The 13854-nt window shown below is 72.7% G+C and carries 12 protein-coding genes, 1 pseudogene and 2 riboswitches; of the genes and pseudogenes, 5 read left to right on the plus strand and 8 right to left on the minus strand.

The genetic code is table 11. The features are described from left to right. Positions 1–14: 14 nt before the first annotated feature. A riboswitch (cobalamin riboswitch) is annotated at positions 15–161 on the minus strand. A 52-nt stretch (positions 162–213) separates the two neighbouring features. Continuing rightward, entirely contained in the window at positions 214–1461 is a 1248-nt protein-coding gene (gene cbiE / locus LC193_RS06420) for a precorrin-6y C5,15-methyltransferase (decarboxylating) subunit CbiE (RefSeq protein ID WP_226072421.1), read from the plus strand. 253 nt (positions 1462–1714) lie between these two features. Here the strand turns inward: cbiE and LC193_RS06425 are convergent, their stop codons facing one another. From LC193_RS06425 to LC193_RS06455, 7 genes and pseudogenes are all read right to left on the minus strand, one after another. Next, positions 1715–2647, minus strand: a complete 933-nt coding sequence (locus LC193_RS06425) for an RNA polymerase sigma-70 factor (RefSeq protein WP_226072424.1) — start codon at positions 2645–2647, stop codon at positions 1715–1717. Further along, on the minus strand, positions 2644–3849 hold the full coding sequence (locus LC193_RS06430; RefSeq protein WP_226072426.1) for an NAD(P)/FAD-dependent oxidoreductase: 1206 nt from the start codon (positions 3847–3849) through the stop codon (positions 2644–2646). Before LC193_RS06430 ends, LC193_RS06425 begins: the two co-directional genes overlap by 4 nt. Before the next feature lie 140 nt (positions 3850–3989). Next, positions 3990–4555, minus strand: a pseudogene (locus LC193_RS29170) (Tn3 family transposase). 121 nt (positions 4556–4676) lie between these two features. Then, positions 4677–5453, minus strand: a complete 777-nt coding sequence (locus LC193_RS06440; RefSeq protein ID WP_226072429.1) for a cobalt-precorrin-4/precorrin-4 C(11)-methyltransferase — start codon at positions 5451–5453, stop codon at positions 4677–4679. Continuing rightward, positions 5450–6991 carry a precorrin-2 C(20)-methyltransferase gene (locus tag LC193_RS06445; protein WP_226072431.1) on the minus strand — a complete coding sequence of 514 codons (1542 nt, stop codon included), beginning with the start codon at positions 6989–6991 and terminating at the stop codon, positions 5450–5452. The genes LC193_RS06440 and LC193_RS06445 overlap by 4 nt, the downstream gene beginning before the upstream one ends. Further along, a complete protein-coding gene (locus LC193_RS06450) occupies positions 6988–7653 on the minus strand; it encodes a precorrin-8X methylmutase (protein ID WP_226072433.1) in 666 nt (221 codons plus the stop codon). The genes LC193_RS06445 and LC193_RS06450 overlap by 4 nt, the downstream gene beginning before the upstream one ends. Further along, positions 7650–8522, minus strand: coding sequence for a hypothetical protein (locus LC193_RS06455; protein ID WP_226072435.1), 873 nt, complete (start codon positions 8520–8522; stop codon positions 7650–7652). The genes LC193_RS06450 and LC193_RS06455 overlap by 4 nt, the downstream gene beginning before the upstream one ends. Before the next feature lie 57 nt (positions 8523–8579). Then, positions 8580–8765, minus strand: a riboswitch (cobalamin riboswitch). Between the two features lie 189 nt (positions 8766–8954). Here LC193_RS06455 and LC193_RS06460 point away from each other — a divergent pair. After that, a complete protein-coding gene (locus LC193_RS06460; protein ID WP_226072437.1) occupies positions 8955–9491 on the plus strand; it encodes an NUDIX hydrolase in 537 nt (178 codons plus the stop codon). A 66-nt stretch (positions 9492–9557) separates the two neighbouring features. Here LC193_RS06460 and LC193_RS06465 read toward each other — a convergent pair whose 3' ends face one another. Beyond that, entirely contained in the window at positions 9558–11600 is a 2043-nt protein-coding gene (locus LC193_RS06465; protein WP_226072439.1) for an ATP-binding protein, read from the minus strand. A 372-nt stretch (positions 11601–11972) separates the two neighbouring features. On the opposite strand from LC193_RS06465, the gene LC193_RS06470 reads away from it, so the two are divergent. The 3 genes from LC193_RS06470 to LC193_RS06480 are packed head-to-tail and all read left to right on the plus strand — an operon-like array spanning position 11973 to position 13833. Next, complete coding sequence (locus tag LC193_RS06470; RefSeq protein ID WP_226072441.1) at positions 11973–12518, plus strand: hypothetical protein; 546 nt, start codon at positions 11973–11975, stop codon at positions 12516–12518. A gap of 57 nt (positions 12519–12575) precedes the next feature. Continuing rightward, a complete protein-coding gene (locus LC193_RS06475) occupies positions 12576–13145 on the plus strand; it encodes a SigE family RNA polymerase sigma factor (RefSeq protein ID WP_226072443.1) in 570 nt (189 codons plus the stop codon). After that, entirely contained in the window at positions 13111–13833 is a 723-nt protein-coding gene (locus tag LC193_RS06480; RefSeq protein ID WP_226072446.1) for a hypothetical protein, read from the plus strand. Before LC193_RS06475 ends, LC193_RS06480 begins: the two co-directional genes overlap by 35 nt. Positions 13834–13854 lie beyond the last annotated feature (21 nt).

Below are 13854 nucleotides of genomic sequence, written 5' to 3' on the forward strand. Positions count from 1 at the left end.
TCGCTTCGCCATCCTCAAGTGGTCGGCGCGAGGCCGGTCTTCGGACTTGCCGGGTCCCTGCTCGACGTGAGCGGGCCTGGTTCACCGCAGCGGGCCTGTGCCGGAATCTCACCGGCTTCCCAGATTCTCCCCACCGGCCTGCCCCGCCGTTTCCGACGGCTGGACCACTGGGGCACCTCGTGCCTTTCGGCGTTCACGATAGCCTCTCGCCCCATGACGGACGCCAGGGGAGTGCCCGCGGACCCGGAGGACCGGCCGCGCATCACGGTCGTCGGCATCGGCGCGGACGGCTGGAACGGGCTGCCGCCGCGGCTGCGGGCCGCCGTGCGGGACGCCCGCGTCCTCCTGGGCGGTCGCAGGCACCTGGGCCTGGTGCCGCCCGTTCCCGGGCAGCGGCGCGAGACGTGGCCCACGCCGCTGCGCGAGGGGCTTCCCGCCCTGCTCGACGCGCTCGGGGCCGGGCCCGTCGTCGCCCTGGCCTCGGGCGACCCGCTGGTGTCGGGCGTCGGCTCGACGCTCGTCGACCTGCTCGGCGCGGACGCGGTCTCGATCGAGCCGGCGGTCTCCTCCGTGGCCCTGGCACGGGCCCGCATGGGCTGGCCGGCCGAGAGCGCGGACGTGCTGACGCTGGTCGGCCGCGACCCGCACCTGCTGCTGCGCGCGCTCGCCCCCGGCCACCGCCTCCTGGTCCTCTCCCCCGACCGGAACGGCCCCGCCGCGGTCGCGGGCCTCCTGGCCGGCGCCGGGTACGGCGCGAGCACGATGACGCTCCTCGGCGACCTCGGCGCGGACACGGAGTCGCGCAGGGCGGCGACGGCCGCCGACTGGCTCGCCGCCCCGCCGCCCGAGGTACCCGCGCTGCACGTGCTCGCCCTCGACCTGCGCGGTCCCGGCGTCAGCTGGGCCACCGGGCTGCCGGACGACGCGTACGAGCACGACGGCCAGCTCACCCGGCGCGACCTGCGCGCGGCGGCGCTCGCGCGGCTCGCGCCCGCGCCGGGCGCGCACCTGTGGGACGTGGGCGCGGGGGCCGGTTCCGTCGGCATCGAGTGGCTGCGGACCCACCCGGCCTGCCGGGCGAGCGCGGTCGAGGCCAGGCCAGAGCGGGCGGCGCGCGTCCGGCGCAACGCGCGGCGGCTGGGCGTTCCCGCGCTCGCCGTGGTCGAGGGCACGGCGCCCGAGGCGCTCGCGGGCCTGCCCGCGCCGGACGCGATCTTCGTGGGGGGCGGGGCGAGCCGGGCGGGCGTGCTGGACGCGTGCCTGGCCGCGCTGCGCCCCGGCGGGCGCCTGGTGGTGCACGGCGTGACGCTGGAGACCGAACGGGCGCTCGCCGACGCCTACCTGGCGCACGGCGGCGAGTTGTCCCGCCTGACGGCGGAGAGCGCCGCGCCGCTGGGCGCGTTCACGGGCTGGACCCCGGCGCGGACCGTCACCCAGTGGGCGTGGACGCGCCGCCACTGAGCCCGCCGGGGCGGCCACGGGGGTTGAGGAACATCGGAACGAAAACCGGTGCTGGGGGTTCGTCGGCCCTTGTGGGCGGCTGACGGATGCTCTACGAGACGGCCGCCCGGGCCGAGGAAATCCTCGGGCCGAATATCGAGAACTTCGACTTGGCCGGGCCGGAGAACATCCGCCGCTGCTTCAGCCGCCTCCCGAGGCAATCGCCGAACTCACCAGCCTGCTCGCGCCCGGTGGCGGCATGCGGTGACGACGCTCACCGCGTTCCGAGGTCGTGAGCGGTGCCGTCGGCGACGGCCTGGAGTTTGTCCGGGTTGGCCACGTTGTGGATGGCGGTGATACGACCGTCGGCGTCGAAGTCGAAGGTGACGGTGGCGATCACGCGTCCCGGCCCGCTGAACACGATGCCCGGCCCACCGTTGATCTCGACGAGTGCGGCGCGCATGTCGGCAGGCTCGACGCCCTGGTAGGTGACGGTGCCGATGGCCGCGAACCAGGCGGCCACCGTGGCCGCGCCCGCGACCGGGCGCAGAGCCTGTCGGACCTTGCCGCCGCCGTCGGTCCACAGGGTGACGTCCGGGGAGAGCAGTTCCATCAGGGCGTTGACGTCACCGCCGGTCGCGGCGGCGAAGAACCGCTCGGTGGCCTCGCGCTGCCGCGACCGGTCGGCGGCGAAGCGCGGCCGCCGGGCCCGTACGTGCTCGCGGGCCCGGTGCGCGGCCTGCCGCACCGCGGCCTCGGAACGCTCCACCGCCTCGGCGATCTCGGCGTAGGTGAAGTCGAAGACCTCCTTCAGCACGAACACCGCGCGCTCCAGCGGGCTGAGCGTCTCCAGCACCACCAGCATGGCCATCGACACCGACTCGGCGTCCGTGACGACCTCGGAGGCATCCCCTCCGGTGAGGATGGGCTCCGGCAGCCACGGCCCCACGTACGTCTCCCGCTTGTGCCGGGTGGAGCGCAGCCGTTCCAGCGCCAGGTTCGAGACGATCCGGGTCAGGTACGCCTTGGGGTCGGCCACCTGCGAGCGGTCCGCGGCAGACCACTTGATCCAGACGTCCTGGACCGCGTCCTCGGCATCGGCCGCGCTGCCGAGGATGCGGTAGGCCACGGAGAACAGCAGCCGCCGGTGCTCGTGGAAGACTTCCTGGTCGGGGTCGAGGTCGGGGTGGGCGGGCAGGTCGGTCACTTGGCCCTCCGGATGCGGGTGAAACGGCCCCCGCGGGGCCAGAACGCGCCCGAGGCGGGCATCTTCTTCATACGGCCGTAGGTCGGCCAGGGCGAGGCGGTCACCGTCTCCTTGTACCGGACGGCCATGCGGCCGGTCAGGCAGACCCGGCGCGGGCTGTCATCGGGCCGTGTGAACTGCACCATGGCGTCACCGCGTCCCAGGCTCACCGGCGTGTGGTAGTAGCCGAAGCGGAACGCCTTGGGCCGCCTGCCCCTGAGCACCCGGTCGATCGACAGCGCGGCGTGCACCCCGGTCGGCATGCCGCCCTGGCAGGTGCCGTGCATGACGCCGTAGCCCTGGCGGATCGCGGCCGCGTCGCCGATCGCGTACACCTCGGGGTGGGACACCGACCGCAGCGCGGCGTCGGTGACGATGCGTCCGTGCCCGTCGACAGCCAGCCCGGCGGCGGCCGCCAGCGGCGACACCCGCGTGCCGCTCGTCCACAGGACCGCGTCGGCCGCGATGCTCTCCCCGCCCGCCAGTTCCACCGCGTCGGGCAGCACCTTCACCACCTCGACGCCGGCGCGTACCTGGACGCCCAGCCGGTCGAGCGCGGCGCGCAGATACGCCTTGGCCTTCGGGGCCATGCCCACACCGGGCTCCTGTCTGCCCAGCAGCACCACGTTCAACTCCGGGTGCCTCTCGGCGATCTCCGCGGCCGACTCGATGCCGGTCAGCCCGCTGCCCGCGACCACCACCGTGCCGCTGCCGAGCCGCGCCAGCCGGTCGGCCACCAGCTCGGCGTCCTGGGCGCTGCTCAGGGTGTACGCGTGGTCCTCGGCCCCCGGCACCGCCGAGGTGTCGGCGACGCCGCCCAGCCCGTACACCAGCGTGTCGTAGGGCAGCACCCGGTCGTCGTCGATCCGCACGGTCTTCGCGTCCGCGTCCACCGCCGTCACCCAGCCGCGCACGAACTGCGCGCCCGTACCCTCCAGCAGCTGGGGGATGCTCAGCTCGGCGAGCTGCTGCCCGGTCGCCGTCATGTGCAGGCGCATACGCTCGGTGAACCGCTCCTGCGCGTTCACCAGGGTCACCTGCACGTCCTCGCGCCGCTTCACCCGGGCCGCGAGCTGGATGGCCGCGGCCATGCCCGCGTATCCCGCCCCCAGGATCACCACGCGGTGCGCGGTCGCCGTGCCGGTCTCCTGCTGTGCGCTCATCGTTCCGTCCTCCTCGGCTCGCTTGCTGACGCCCACCAGATGGGAGCAGGCGGCCTGAACGTGACATGGGCTGGATGTGATACAGGACACAGACCGAATCGGGGCCCACCGGAAGGTGGGCGAAGAGGTCCGCGAAGCCGTCATGCCCCGGCGGGCGTGACGACTGCCAGTCCCCCCGGGGCGAGGGTCAGCAGGAAGTTCCCGGTCGAGCAGACGACGCTCGGGGAGAGGCGGGCGACGTCCTCGTCGCGGACGTCGAAGCCGTCCGCGCGCAGCCGGTGCACGGCGGCGGCCATGTACCTGGTGTGGAACAGCACGGGGGCATGGAGGACCGGGCCCAGGGCGCCGATTGGGTCCTCCATGCCGTCCTGGTAGCGCTGTGGAGCTGCCCTGAGCGACCGTGGAAGATCTTCCGGGCGAGGCAGTGGCGGCCCTCCTGGAGGTTCGCCCGGCTCTTGATCTGCCTGCGGTAGCAGGGCTCGTCGGCCAGGCGCAGGATGTGCGGGGTTTCGACGATCCGCCCGTAGTGGGCGGTGGCGTCGCCGAGCGGGGTGGGGCGGCCGTCGCGGAACAGCATCCGGATCACGTCGTACGCCCGCACGGCTCCGGTGTGGATGGAGCCGATGGTCCGAGGGATGTCCTCCCAGTGCCGTTCGATCCTGGCGAGCTTCGCGGCCTGCTCACCCGTCAGAAACCCGACTGGCACCCCGGGTTTCCGGACAGTCAGTGATCAACACGACTGCCGAAGGCTCCGCCCCCACCAAGCCCAGGTCAAAGCGCTCTCAGGAGCGCGACGGGCTCAGGTCCTGTTTTCGTTCCGCTGTTCCTCAACCTCCGCCACCGGCCGCGCCGGGTCCGCGCGTTTCCGACCGGTCCCTGGAAGGGGCGTAGAGGAACGACTCGCCCCCGTCGTTCGCCAGCGCGCGCCCGACGAGCACGACGGCCGCCTGGCGCAGCCCGGCCCGTTCCACGGCGTCGGCGATGGTCGCGACGGTGCCGCGCAGGACCAGTTCGCCCGGCTGGCTGGCCCGGTGCACCACCACGGCGGGGCAGTCGGCACCGTACTCGGGCTCGATCTCGGCCATCAGCTCGCGCACGCGCCGGATCGCCAGGTGCAGCACGAGCGTGGCCCTGGTCGCGGCGAACCGTTCGAGCGACTCGCTCTCCGGCATGGGCGTCGAACGCGCCCTGGTGCGGGTGAGGACCACCGACTGCGCGACGAGCGGAACGGTCAGCTCCCGGCCCACGAGCGCCGCCGCGGCGGCGTAGGCGGGAACGCCGGGCGTGACGTCCCAGGCCACCCCTGCGGCCGTCAGCCTGCGGGTCTGCTCGGCGAGGGCCGAGTAGAGGGAGGGGTCGCCCGATGTGAGGCGCACGACGTTCCCGCCCCCGGCGACCCCGCGGACCAGGAGGTGCGTGATCCGGTCGAGGTCGAGGTGCTGGGTGTCGACCAACTCGGCTGCGGGGCCGCAGTGTTCGAGCACGCCGGGATCGAGGTAGGTCCCCGGGTAGAGCACGAGGTCGGCGGCGGCCAGCAGCCGGGTCGCGCGGACCGTGAGCAGGTCGGCCGCGCCGGGACCCGCGCCGACGAAGTGGACGGTCACGACGCGACCCACCTCGGCGTCCAGACCCGGCCGGACGGGGTGAGGCGGGTGGCCGAGGCGCCGACGAGCAGGAGGCACTTCATGTCGATGGTCTCGGGCCGGAGTTCGCCCAAAGTCGTCACCGTGAGGGTCTCCCCGGGACGGCCGATGTCACGGCCGACGACGACCACCGTGCCGGGCCCGCGGTGTTCGAGCAGCACGCGCCGGGCCTCGGCGACCTGGGTGGTGCGGGAGCGGGAGGCGGGGTTGTACACGGCGAGCACCAGGTCGGCCTCGGCGACGGCGCGCAGGCGCCGTTCGACGACCTGCCACGGCTTGAGCCGGTCGGAGAGGGAGACGACGGCGAAGTCGGCGCCGATGGGCGCCCCGGCCCGCGCGGCGACCGCCTGCACGGCGCTGACGCCGGGCAGGACGCGGATGGGCACGTCGGCGTAGGCGGGGTCCTCCGCCGCCTCGAAGACGGCCGCTGCCATGCCGAACACCCCGGCGTCGCCGCCGGAGACCACGGCGACCCGCTCGCCGTCGCGGGCCAGGCCGAGGGCGAACCTGGCGCGTTCCACCTCCACGGTGTTCCCCGAGGCGTGCCGCGCAAGGCCGGGACGCTGGGGCACCCGGTCCACGTAGGCGCGGTAGCCGACGACGTGGTCGACCGAGGCGAGGGCCGCGTTCGCCTCCGGGGTCAGCCACTCCCCCGGGCCGGGGCCGAGGCCGACCACGAGGAGTTCGGCGGGCCCGGCGGACGGCCCGCTCGGTGCGGCGCCGCTCCCGGGCGCGGGGGCCGGGGAGGCCGTGCGCGAGCGGCGGCCGTTGCGGCTGTCGCCGGTGACGACGATGAGCGAGAAGTAGGGAACGGTCGCGGGATCGACCTCGTCGACCGGCAGCCAGCGTTCCTCCGGCATCGAGGCGCGTTCGACGTACAGCGCGTGGTCGAGGCGGCCCGCGGTGGCCAGGGCGCGCCGCACGGCGGGGAAGGTGCGGCCGAGCTTCATGATGACGGCGCCGTCGGTGTCGGCCAGGCGCCGGGCGAGTTCGGCCTCGGGCAGCGTGCCGGGCAGCACGGTGAGCACGTCCGTCTGCCGGACCAGCGGGGTCGCGGTGGCGACGGCGGCGGCGGCGTAGGCCGGGACGCCGGGCACGATCTCGGCGGCGTAGCGTTCCGCCAGCCGGTCGTGCATGTACATGTAGGAGCCGTAGAACAACGGGTCGCCCTCGGCCAGCAGGACGACGTCGCGGCCCGCGTCGAGGTGCGCCGCGAGCCGCGCGGCGGACTCCTCGTAGAAGTCGGCGAGCGCGCCCTCGTAGCCGCCGGGATGGTCGGTGGTCCCCACGGTCACGGGGTAGACCAGCTCCTCCTCGACGGCCGTCGCGGGGATCAGGCCGGCGGCGATGCGGCGCGCGTTGGACCGCTTGCCGACGCCGGAGTGGTAGGCGACGACGTCGGCCGCGGCGATGAGGCGCGCGGCCTTGAGCGTGATCAGCTCGGGGTCGCCGGGGCCGACGCCGACGCCGTGGAAACGGCCTGCCGTCGCGTCGTTCACTCTTCCTCCTGGGCCAGCGCGTTCAGGGCCGACGACGTCATGGCGGAACCGCCCCTGCGCCCGCGCACGGTGACGTACGGGATGTCGATGCCGTGGTCGGCGGCGAGGCGGGCCAGCGCCTCCTTGGACTCGGCCGCGCCGATGAAACCGACCGGGCAGCCGAGGATCGCGGCCGGCCGCGGTGCGCCGTCGATCAGCATCTCCAGCAGGTGGAAGAGGGCGGTGGGCGCGTTCCCGATCGCCACGACGGCCCCTTCGAGGCGCGGCTCCCACAGCGACACCGCCGCCGCGCTGCGCGTCGTCGACCACGCGCGGGCGAGCGGGCGCACCCGGGGGTCGTGCAGGTGGCAGAGCACGTGGTTGCCCGCGGGCAGCCTGCTCGCGGTGACTCCCGAGGCGACCATCGTGGCGTCGCACAGGATCGGCGCGCCCGCTTCGAGCGCCTGCCGCGCGGCCGTGACGAGCCGGGGGTGGACGACGAGGTCGTCCACCAGGTCGACCTGGCCGCTGCCGTGGATCATGCGGACGGCGAGCCGTTCCGCGTCGGCGGGGAGTCCGTCGAACCGCGCCTCGCGCCGGATGGTCGCGAAGGAGTCGAGGTAGATGTCGGGGCCGTGGTCGACATAGTCGTAGTGGCGGCGCGGGCGTTCCGGGGCGTTCACGCGGCGGCTCCCGCGGGGACCAGGACACCGTGCCAGGGCGTGACGACGAGATCGGCGCCGGCGGCGGTCAGTTCCTCCACCAGCTCGCGCGTGAGGGTGCCGCCGGGTATCCCGACGTGCCGCCCGCCGGGAACGTCGCCGTACGGGAGCGCCGCGCCCGCGCGCGGCAGGGCCGGGTCGGGCTCGGCCGGCGGGACCGGCGGCTTCGGCAGCTCGCGTACGTGCCACGGCGCCGCCGGCCCTTCGCCGCGCAGGCGCAGGAAGGCCAGGGCGAGGTCGGCGAGCGCGGCGGCGGCCTCGCCGAGCGGCAGCGTCCGGCCCCAGCCGTCGCCGACGCGCAGTTGCGCCGTCGTGCCGTTCAACGCCACCAGGCCCAGGTCGCAGGGGCGGTCGAGCAGGTCGCCGCGGCCGTCGTCGAGCACGAACAGGAACCGGCCGGGCAGGTGGGCGAGCCGTTCACGGGCGAGCAGCGCCGCGTCGAGCCCCGCGGCCACACCCCGCAGGTCGGCCCGCCCGCCGGCCAGGCCGGTCTGCGGCGACACCATGATGTTGCGGACCAGTTCGTGCGAGCGCGAGGGCAGCAGCCCGGTGGCCTCGATCGCCGCCAGCACCTCGGGGGCGAGCGCGCCGCCGTCCGAGGGCAGGCCGCGCACCTGGAGGTTGGCGCGCGAGGTGAGGTGCACGCGGCCGTCGCCCCAGCGTTCGCTGAGCGCGAGCAGCGCCCGCAGGCCGCGGGCGGTCAGCCGCCCCCCGACCAGCCGGAGGCGGACCAGCAGCCCGTCGTCGGCCGGCCACGGCCGCAGGGCGCCAGGGCACCGGTCGGGCCGGTCCCGCGCGACGGAGTCCCGCACGACGGAGGGGGTCAGCACTGGCGCGGTCCTTCGAGGTCGGGGGCCCATGCGCGGAGCCCGCATTCGACCTGGCGGCGGTCGCCACCAGGGCCAGCAGGTCTTCGGACTCGGGATCGTCCGGTGCGCGGCGCCTTCCCGGAACGGTGCCGTTCCAGTGGCATGTCGCCGCGCCCGTCCCCCACACCGCTGCGCGTCAGTTCCGGCCTCGCACCGGATTCCCTGACTCCACGAGGGAGCGTGACTGGCCCGACCAGCCTACGACGCGCCCCGCACGGCCCCACCGAAGGGGCCCGTCTGCCGCGAGGAGTCCTGCGACGGCCCGCACCACGCGGGCCAGCAGCTGTTCCGGGCCCGTGAGATGCCGCATGGCTCGGCGGGAACCCACCTCGTTCCGGTGCATTCCTCACCCGAACCGCACTGCCCCGCCCGGCATGCTGATTGGGTGGCCGCATGGCACATGGGACACCGCTCCCCGCGGACGAACTGCTGGACATCGTGGACGAGCACGACCGCGTGGTGGGACAGGCGCGGCGCGGCGAGGTGTACGCCCGCGGACTGCGGCACCGCTGCGCGTTCGTCCTGGCGCGGAACACCGCGGGCGAGATCTTCGTGCACCGCCGCACCGAGTGGAAGCTGACCTTCCCCTCGCTGTACGACATGTTCGTCGGCGGGGTGGTGGGTGCGGGCGAGTCGTACGACGAGGCGGCGCTGCGCGAGGCGGAGGAGGAGCTCGGCGTATCGGGCCTGGCCGCTCCGACCCACTTGTTCACGTTCCTCTACCGGACCCCGGAGCACAGCTGGTGGTCGGCGGTCTACGAGATCCACTGCGGCGTGCCGGTCGACCCGCAGGCGTCCGAGGTCGCGTGGCACGCGTTCCTCACGCAGGAGGAACTGGACCGGCGGCTCACCGAGTGGGACTGGGTGCCCGACGGGCTGGAGGCGTACCGCCGACTGCTGGCGTGGAGGCGCGGAAGGACCACCGGCTAGCCACCGGACCCGCCGGACCCGCCCGGCGCGGCAGGCACACAACCGCGCGCCGGTGCGCATCGTGCCTCAACTGGATGGGAGCCCCAACTTGTCAAAGAACGCCCGGTTCCGCTCGGTAGCGGCGTTGACGAGACGGTCGAAGTTGACCACTTCGATGTACGCCTTGTACGGCTCGTTGAAGCCGAAGTAACCCATTCCGTCATGGGTGGGACGCAGGCTCGCATATTTGCATCTGTCCACCATCGTCGGCGTGAGATCGGCGATGACGTAGCAGAAAGCGGGTGCCTCATGCGTCTCGGGGATCTGCCGCCCCGATGCGGTTTTCACGCCACCGGCGCGCACACGCTTCACATACTCCAAGCACTGCTGGATCGGATCCTTGTCCTCCGAGGCGTCATTACGCATCGGTCGTTTGATCTCGATCACGACGATGGACGGCAGCGGCAGCGTTTCGCCCTCCGCGGCCAGCACCGGGGAGCCGACAAGCCGAGTCGCGAGCACATCGGGCTCCCTTGTCGAATCGGATCCGGTAATCGGCATGCTCTTGAGCGTCTTGTCGGAGGCGAGGTAATCGTGGAACGCAAGCCGCTCGTCGATGATCCACAGGTTCGACGCGTCCGTGCCGATTTCGTTCGAGTCGGTCCGCATCGGGATGAGCAGCGAGTGGATCGCGTCCTCCTTGCTGTACTTGCCCTGGTCATCGGACCTGATCAGCCTGGTGAGCACATCGAGGATCGCCCTCCGGCGCGAGACGTACGCGGCCAGGTCGGACTGGTTGATGTCGGTCACCGTGTCCAGGTACCGGGCGAGCCGTTCGGCATAGTCCTCCGGCTGAGCAGAGCCTTCCTCGGCGAAGACGGCCTGGCCCTCGGCGATCGCGGCGGCTTCGAGCTTCTGGAGGCTGCTGTGCAGCAACAACTCAAGGTCGTGATCCTTGATGGACGGATCCACGGTCACGCCGAGCGACTCAAGCCGCGACAGAACGGGCCGGTACCTCGGCGCCCTGTTGCTCACGAATGCGTGGACCCGCGCCTTGCCCTCCTCCCGCGCCGCGCTGAGCGGGCTGGCGAGGATCCTCTCGACTTCCTTCAGCACGCCCACACGGATGTCGTCCAGCGACAGGTCTTCGATCAGAGCCGCGCCCGGCACCCGCTCGGCGATGTCGAAGGCCGTGCGGTCGGCGCGGACGTGGTTGTCCAGGTAGGTCGAGGACAGGTAGCAGACATACGTGAAGGGAGACGACGTCTCGTCCTTGAGCCGCCCGTAGAGCCCTGGCACCTTGCTCGTGAGGTTCTCCTCCATGACCACGCGGTTCGCGGCGCACCAGTACAGCCGTGGCGCGAGATTGCGCGTCGAGGACTTGAGGCAGAGGTTCACCATGTCGAACTTCTCTCCCCTGACGTCGATCGAAGTCGTCGGCATCTCGGAGAAGACGAAGTCGTCCATGAGGTGGTTGAGCGAGACGGTCTCGTCGTCGTCGGTGACCGTGATGTCAGGCGCCCCACCTGGGCGAAGGAAGTACCAGATGCAGTGCTCGAACATCTCACGAGCGATGGCGTCGACAGACTTCGCCGCGCTCTGCTGGAAGGACTTCTTGAATCCGTCAAGACTCACGATCGTGCCGACAGCACCCAGGCTGTCCGCTTCCCCGTCCGGCTCGACCTCCCCCTCGACGGAGAACCGGAACTGTCGTCCGTGGAGGCCCCCGACTTCGTCTTCATAGGCGCTGCGGATCGAGACCCTTTCGAACGCCTTGAGCCAGAGCAGGCGTCCCACGCCACGGCAGCCGATGTCAGCCTTGTGGTCGCTGTCCAGCGTCTCAAACGAAATCATGTTCTCCGGGGTGAAGCCCACCCCGTTGTCCTCGACGCTGAAGCCGACGATGGGTTTGAGCGCCACACGTCCAGGGCCAACGGGGCCGAGGTCGAGTTCCTCCTGCGGGCTGCGCTGAATCCTGACGCTCAGGCGACCACGCCCGACGTCGTTGCCGAACCGGGCGTCGATCGCCTGGATGCCGTTGACGACGGCCTCAAGCAGCGGCAGGAGGGCATGGCTTTTCGGCAGGCTCGTGTTCCGGACCCGGCCGGCCAGTGACGTAGTCAGCGCCATGGTTTTCCTCCTCGCTCCGACGCCGCCACCTTATCGGTGGGCACGGCGCGGAGTGGGCCGCTAACTATCAAGTCGAATGAGACGAACGTGCGTCCACGGACTGTGCTGCTGTGGTCGCGCCGTCGGGTGAGGTCGTTGCTCCACACCTGCTGGAAGGTTCTTGGCAATACCGGCCGACGGCTCCCCACGACGAGCCGGGCGCCGGGCCCGGCGCGGCGTGACCGGCGCCCTGCCTGCGACGGCGTCCCGCGCACCCGCGACAGCCGGTCTTCGCACGGGAGTTGGCGTTCGTGTTCCGCGAGGGGTGGATAGATCCGGCCCACGGACGGCGTCTGAGTCATGACCGAGCGAAACCAGACCCTTGGAGGGTTCATGACCGGACAGTCGATCTTCAAGCGCGCCCTGTTCACCGGCGCCGCCGCCACCGCCGCGATGGTGGTGCTCCTCCCGCAGGGAGCCCAGGCCGGCGGGATGGATCTCGTCGAGGTGGCCCCCTACGAGCGCGTGGAGATCAACGACGACTTCGTGATGGGCCTGCTGCCCGAGGGCGAGCAGAACTACGTGGTCTCCTCGCCCTCGTCCTTCGACGAGAGCATCGAGGCCGCCAAGCAGTACCCCGGCAGCAACATCCGCCCCAACAGCATCGGTGCCGGCATCCACGGCCAGGACGGCGAAATCATCCTGGTCGAGGGCGTCTGGCGGCTGGACGAGGGCGTGCCGCACATCACGGTCACCCCGGAGGGCCAGGACTGGGGCTACGGGGCTCAGCCGGTGGCCCTGGAGGACGAGAACGGGTGGGGCACCTTCTACTTCGACCCTGCCGCGTGGGAGGTCGACGGTGTCGACTCGTACACGATCACCGCGTCCGACGAGGACGGCGAGGTGTTCAGTGAGTTGGAGGTCTCCCTCGGCTCCTGACCCCCGCACCCGACGCCCCGGACGCCCCCACGACGCCGAAGGCCGCCGACGCATCAGATGACTTGTGCACCCGAAGCCCGTGACGCCGACTTCAGGTCGTTCGTGCTCAGCCGCTGGGCCCGGCTGCTGCGCACCGCGTACCTGCTGACCGGCCATCACCACGACGCGGAGGACCTGGCCCAGCTGGCGCTGGCCAAGGCGTACGCGGGGTGGGACCGTGTGACGCGGGCGGCCGATCCGGACGCCTACGTGTGGCGGATCATGATCAACGCCCACCGCGAGCGGATCCGCCGGCTGCGGGTGCCCGAGTGGCTGACGACCCGGTTCCCGGAGCGGAGTGTCCGGGACCGGGCCGACCACGTCCTCGCCAGGGACGTGTTGACGGGCGCGCTGCAACGGCTTCCGCCGCGGCAGCGCGCCGCCGTCGTGCTGCGTTACGTCGAGGACCGCACCGAGACCGAAGTCGCCGCGCTGCTCGGTACCCGGGTGGGAACGGTGCGCAGCCGGGCGGCGCGCGGCCTGGAGAAGCTGCGCGCCGACCCGGCGGTCCGGGACCTGCGCGTGCCGGAGGAAGGACAGGAGGTGGCGATCCGTGCCGGAGCGCAGGAACGGCCCGAGGTTCGTTGAGGAGCTGCGCCGGGCGGCGGAGTCGGTGGAGGCCGGGCCCGCGCCGGTGGACGAGATGATCCGGCGGGGCCGTGCGCTGCGGGCCCGGCGGCGCGCGGTGGTGACGGGCGCGGGGACGGCGGGCGTCCTCGCGGCGGTGCTGGCGGCCGGTCTCGCGTGGCCGCGGACCGGGCCGGAGTCGGGCGGCACCGCGCCGCCCGCGGCCACACGCGAGGCGCCGTCCCCGCGCGGTGCGGACGGCGGCGGCGGGCCGGTGGAGGTGCGGCCCTACGAGCGCGTGGAGATCAACGACGACTTCGTGATGGGCCTGCTGCCCGAGGGTGAGCAGAACTACGTGGTCTCTTCGCCCGCGTCCTTCGACGAGAGCGTCGAGGCCGCCAAGCGGTACTCCGGCGACAACATCCGCCCCAACAGCCTCAGCGGCGGCATCCACGGCCGGGACGGCGAGATCGAGCTGATCACGGGCGCCTGGCGGCTGGACGGCACACCGTCGCGGATCGAGATCAGACCCGAGGGCCAGGACACCGGCCACCCGGCCACCCTCATCACGCCGGCCGGGGACCCGGGCTGGGGCGTCTACTGCCTCGACGCCGGCCACCTGCCCGGGTTCACCGGGGGATTCCGGGTCGTCGCCTACGACGCGAACGGCGTGGTGTTCGACGAGCTGCACGTGAGCGGCACGCTCTGAGCGACCGCCCGCCCTCCTCCT

Origin of the sequence: Streptomyces marincola, from assembly GCF_020410765.1 — a bacterium.
Taxonomy (GTDB): domain Bacteria; phylum Actinomycetota; class Actinomycetes; order Streptomycetales; family Streptomycetaceae; genus Streptomyces; species Streptomyces marincola.

Coding starts and splice junctions, on each gene's coding strand:
- LC193_RS06470 (WP_226072441.1), top strand. CDS start 11,973: ATGACCGGACAGTCGATCTTCAAGCGCGCCCTGTTCACCGGCGCCGCC.
- LC193_RS06430 (WP_226072426.1), bottom strand. CDS start 3,849: ATGAGCGCACAGCAGGAGACCGGCACGGCGACCGCGCACCGCGTGGTG.
- cbiE (WP_226072421.1), top strand. CDS start 214: ATGACGGACGCCAGGGGAGTGCCCGCGGACCCGGAGGACCGGCCGCGC.
- LC193_RS06465 (WP_226072439.1), bottom strand. CDS start 11,600: ATGGCGCTGACTACGTCACTGGCCGGCCGGGTCCGGAACACGAGCCTG.
- LC193_RS06475 (WP_226072443.1), top strand. CDS start 12,576: ATGACTTGTGCACCCGAAGCCCGTGACGCCGACTTCAGGTCGTTCGTG.
- LC193_RS06460 (WP_226072437.1), top strand. CDS start 8,955: ATGGCACATGGGACACCGCTCCCCGCGGACGAACTGCTGGACATCGTG.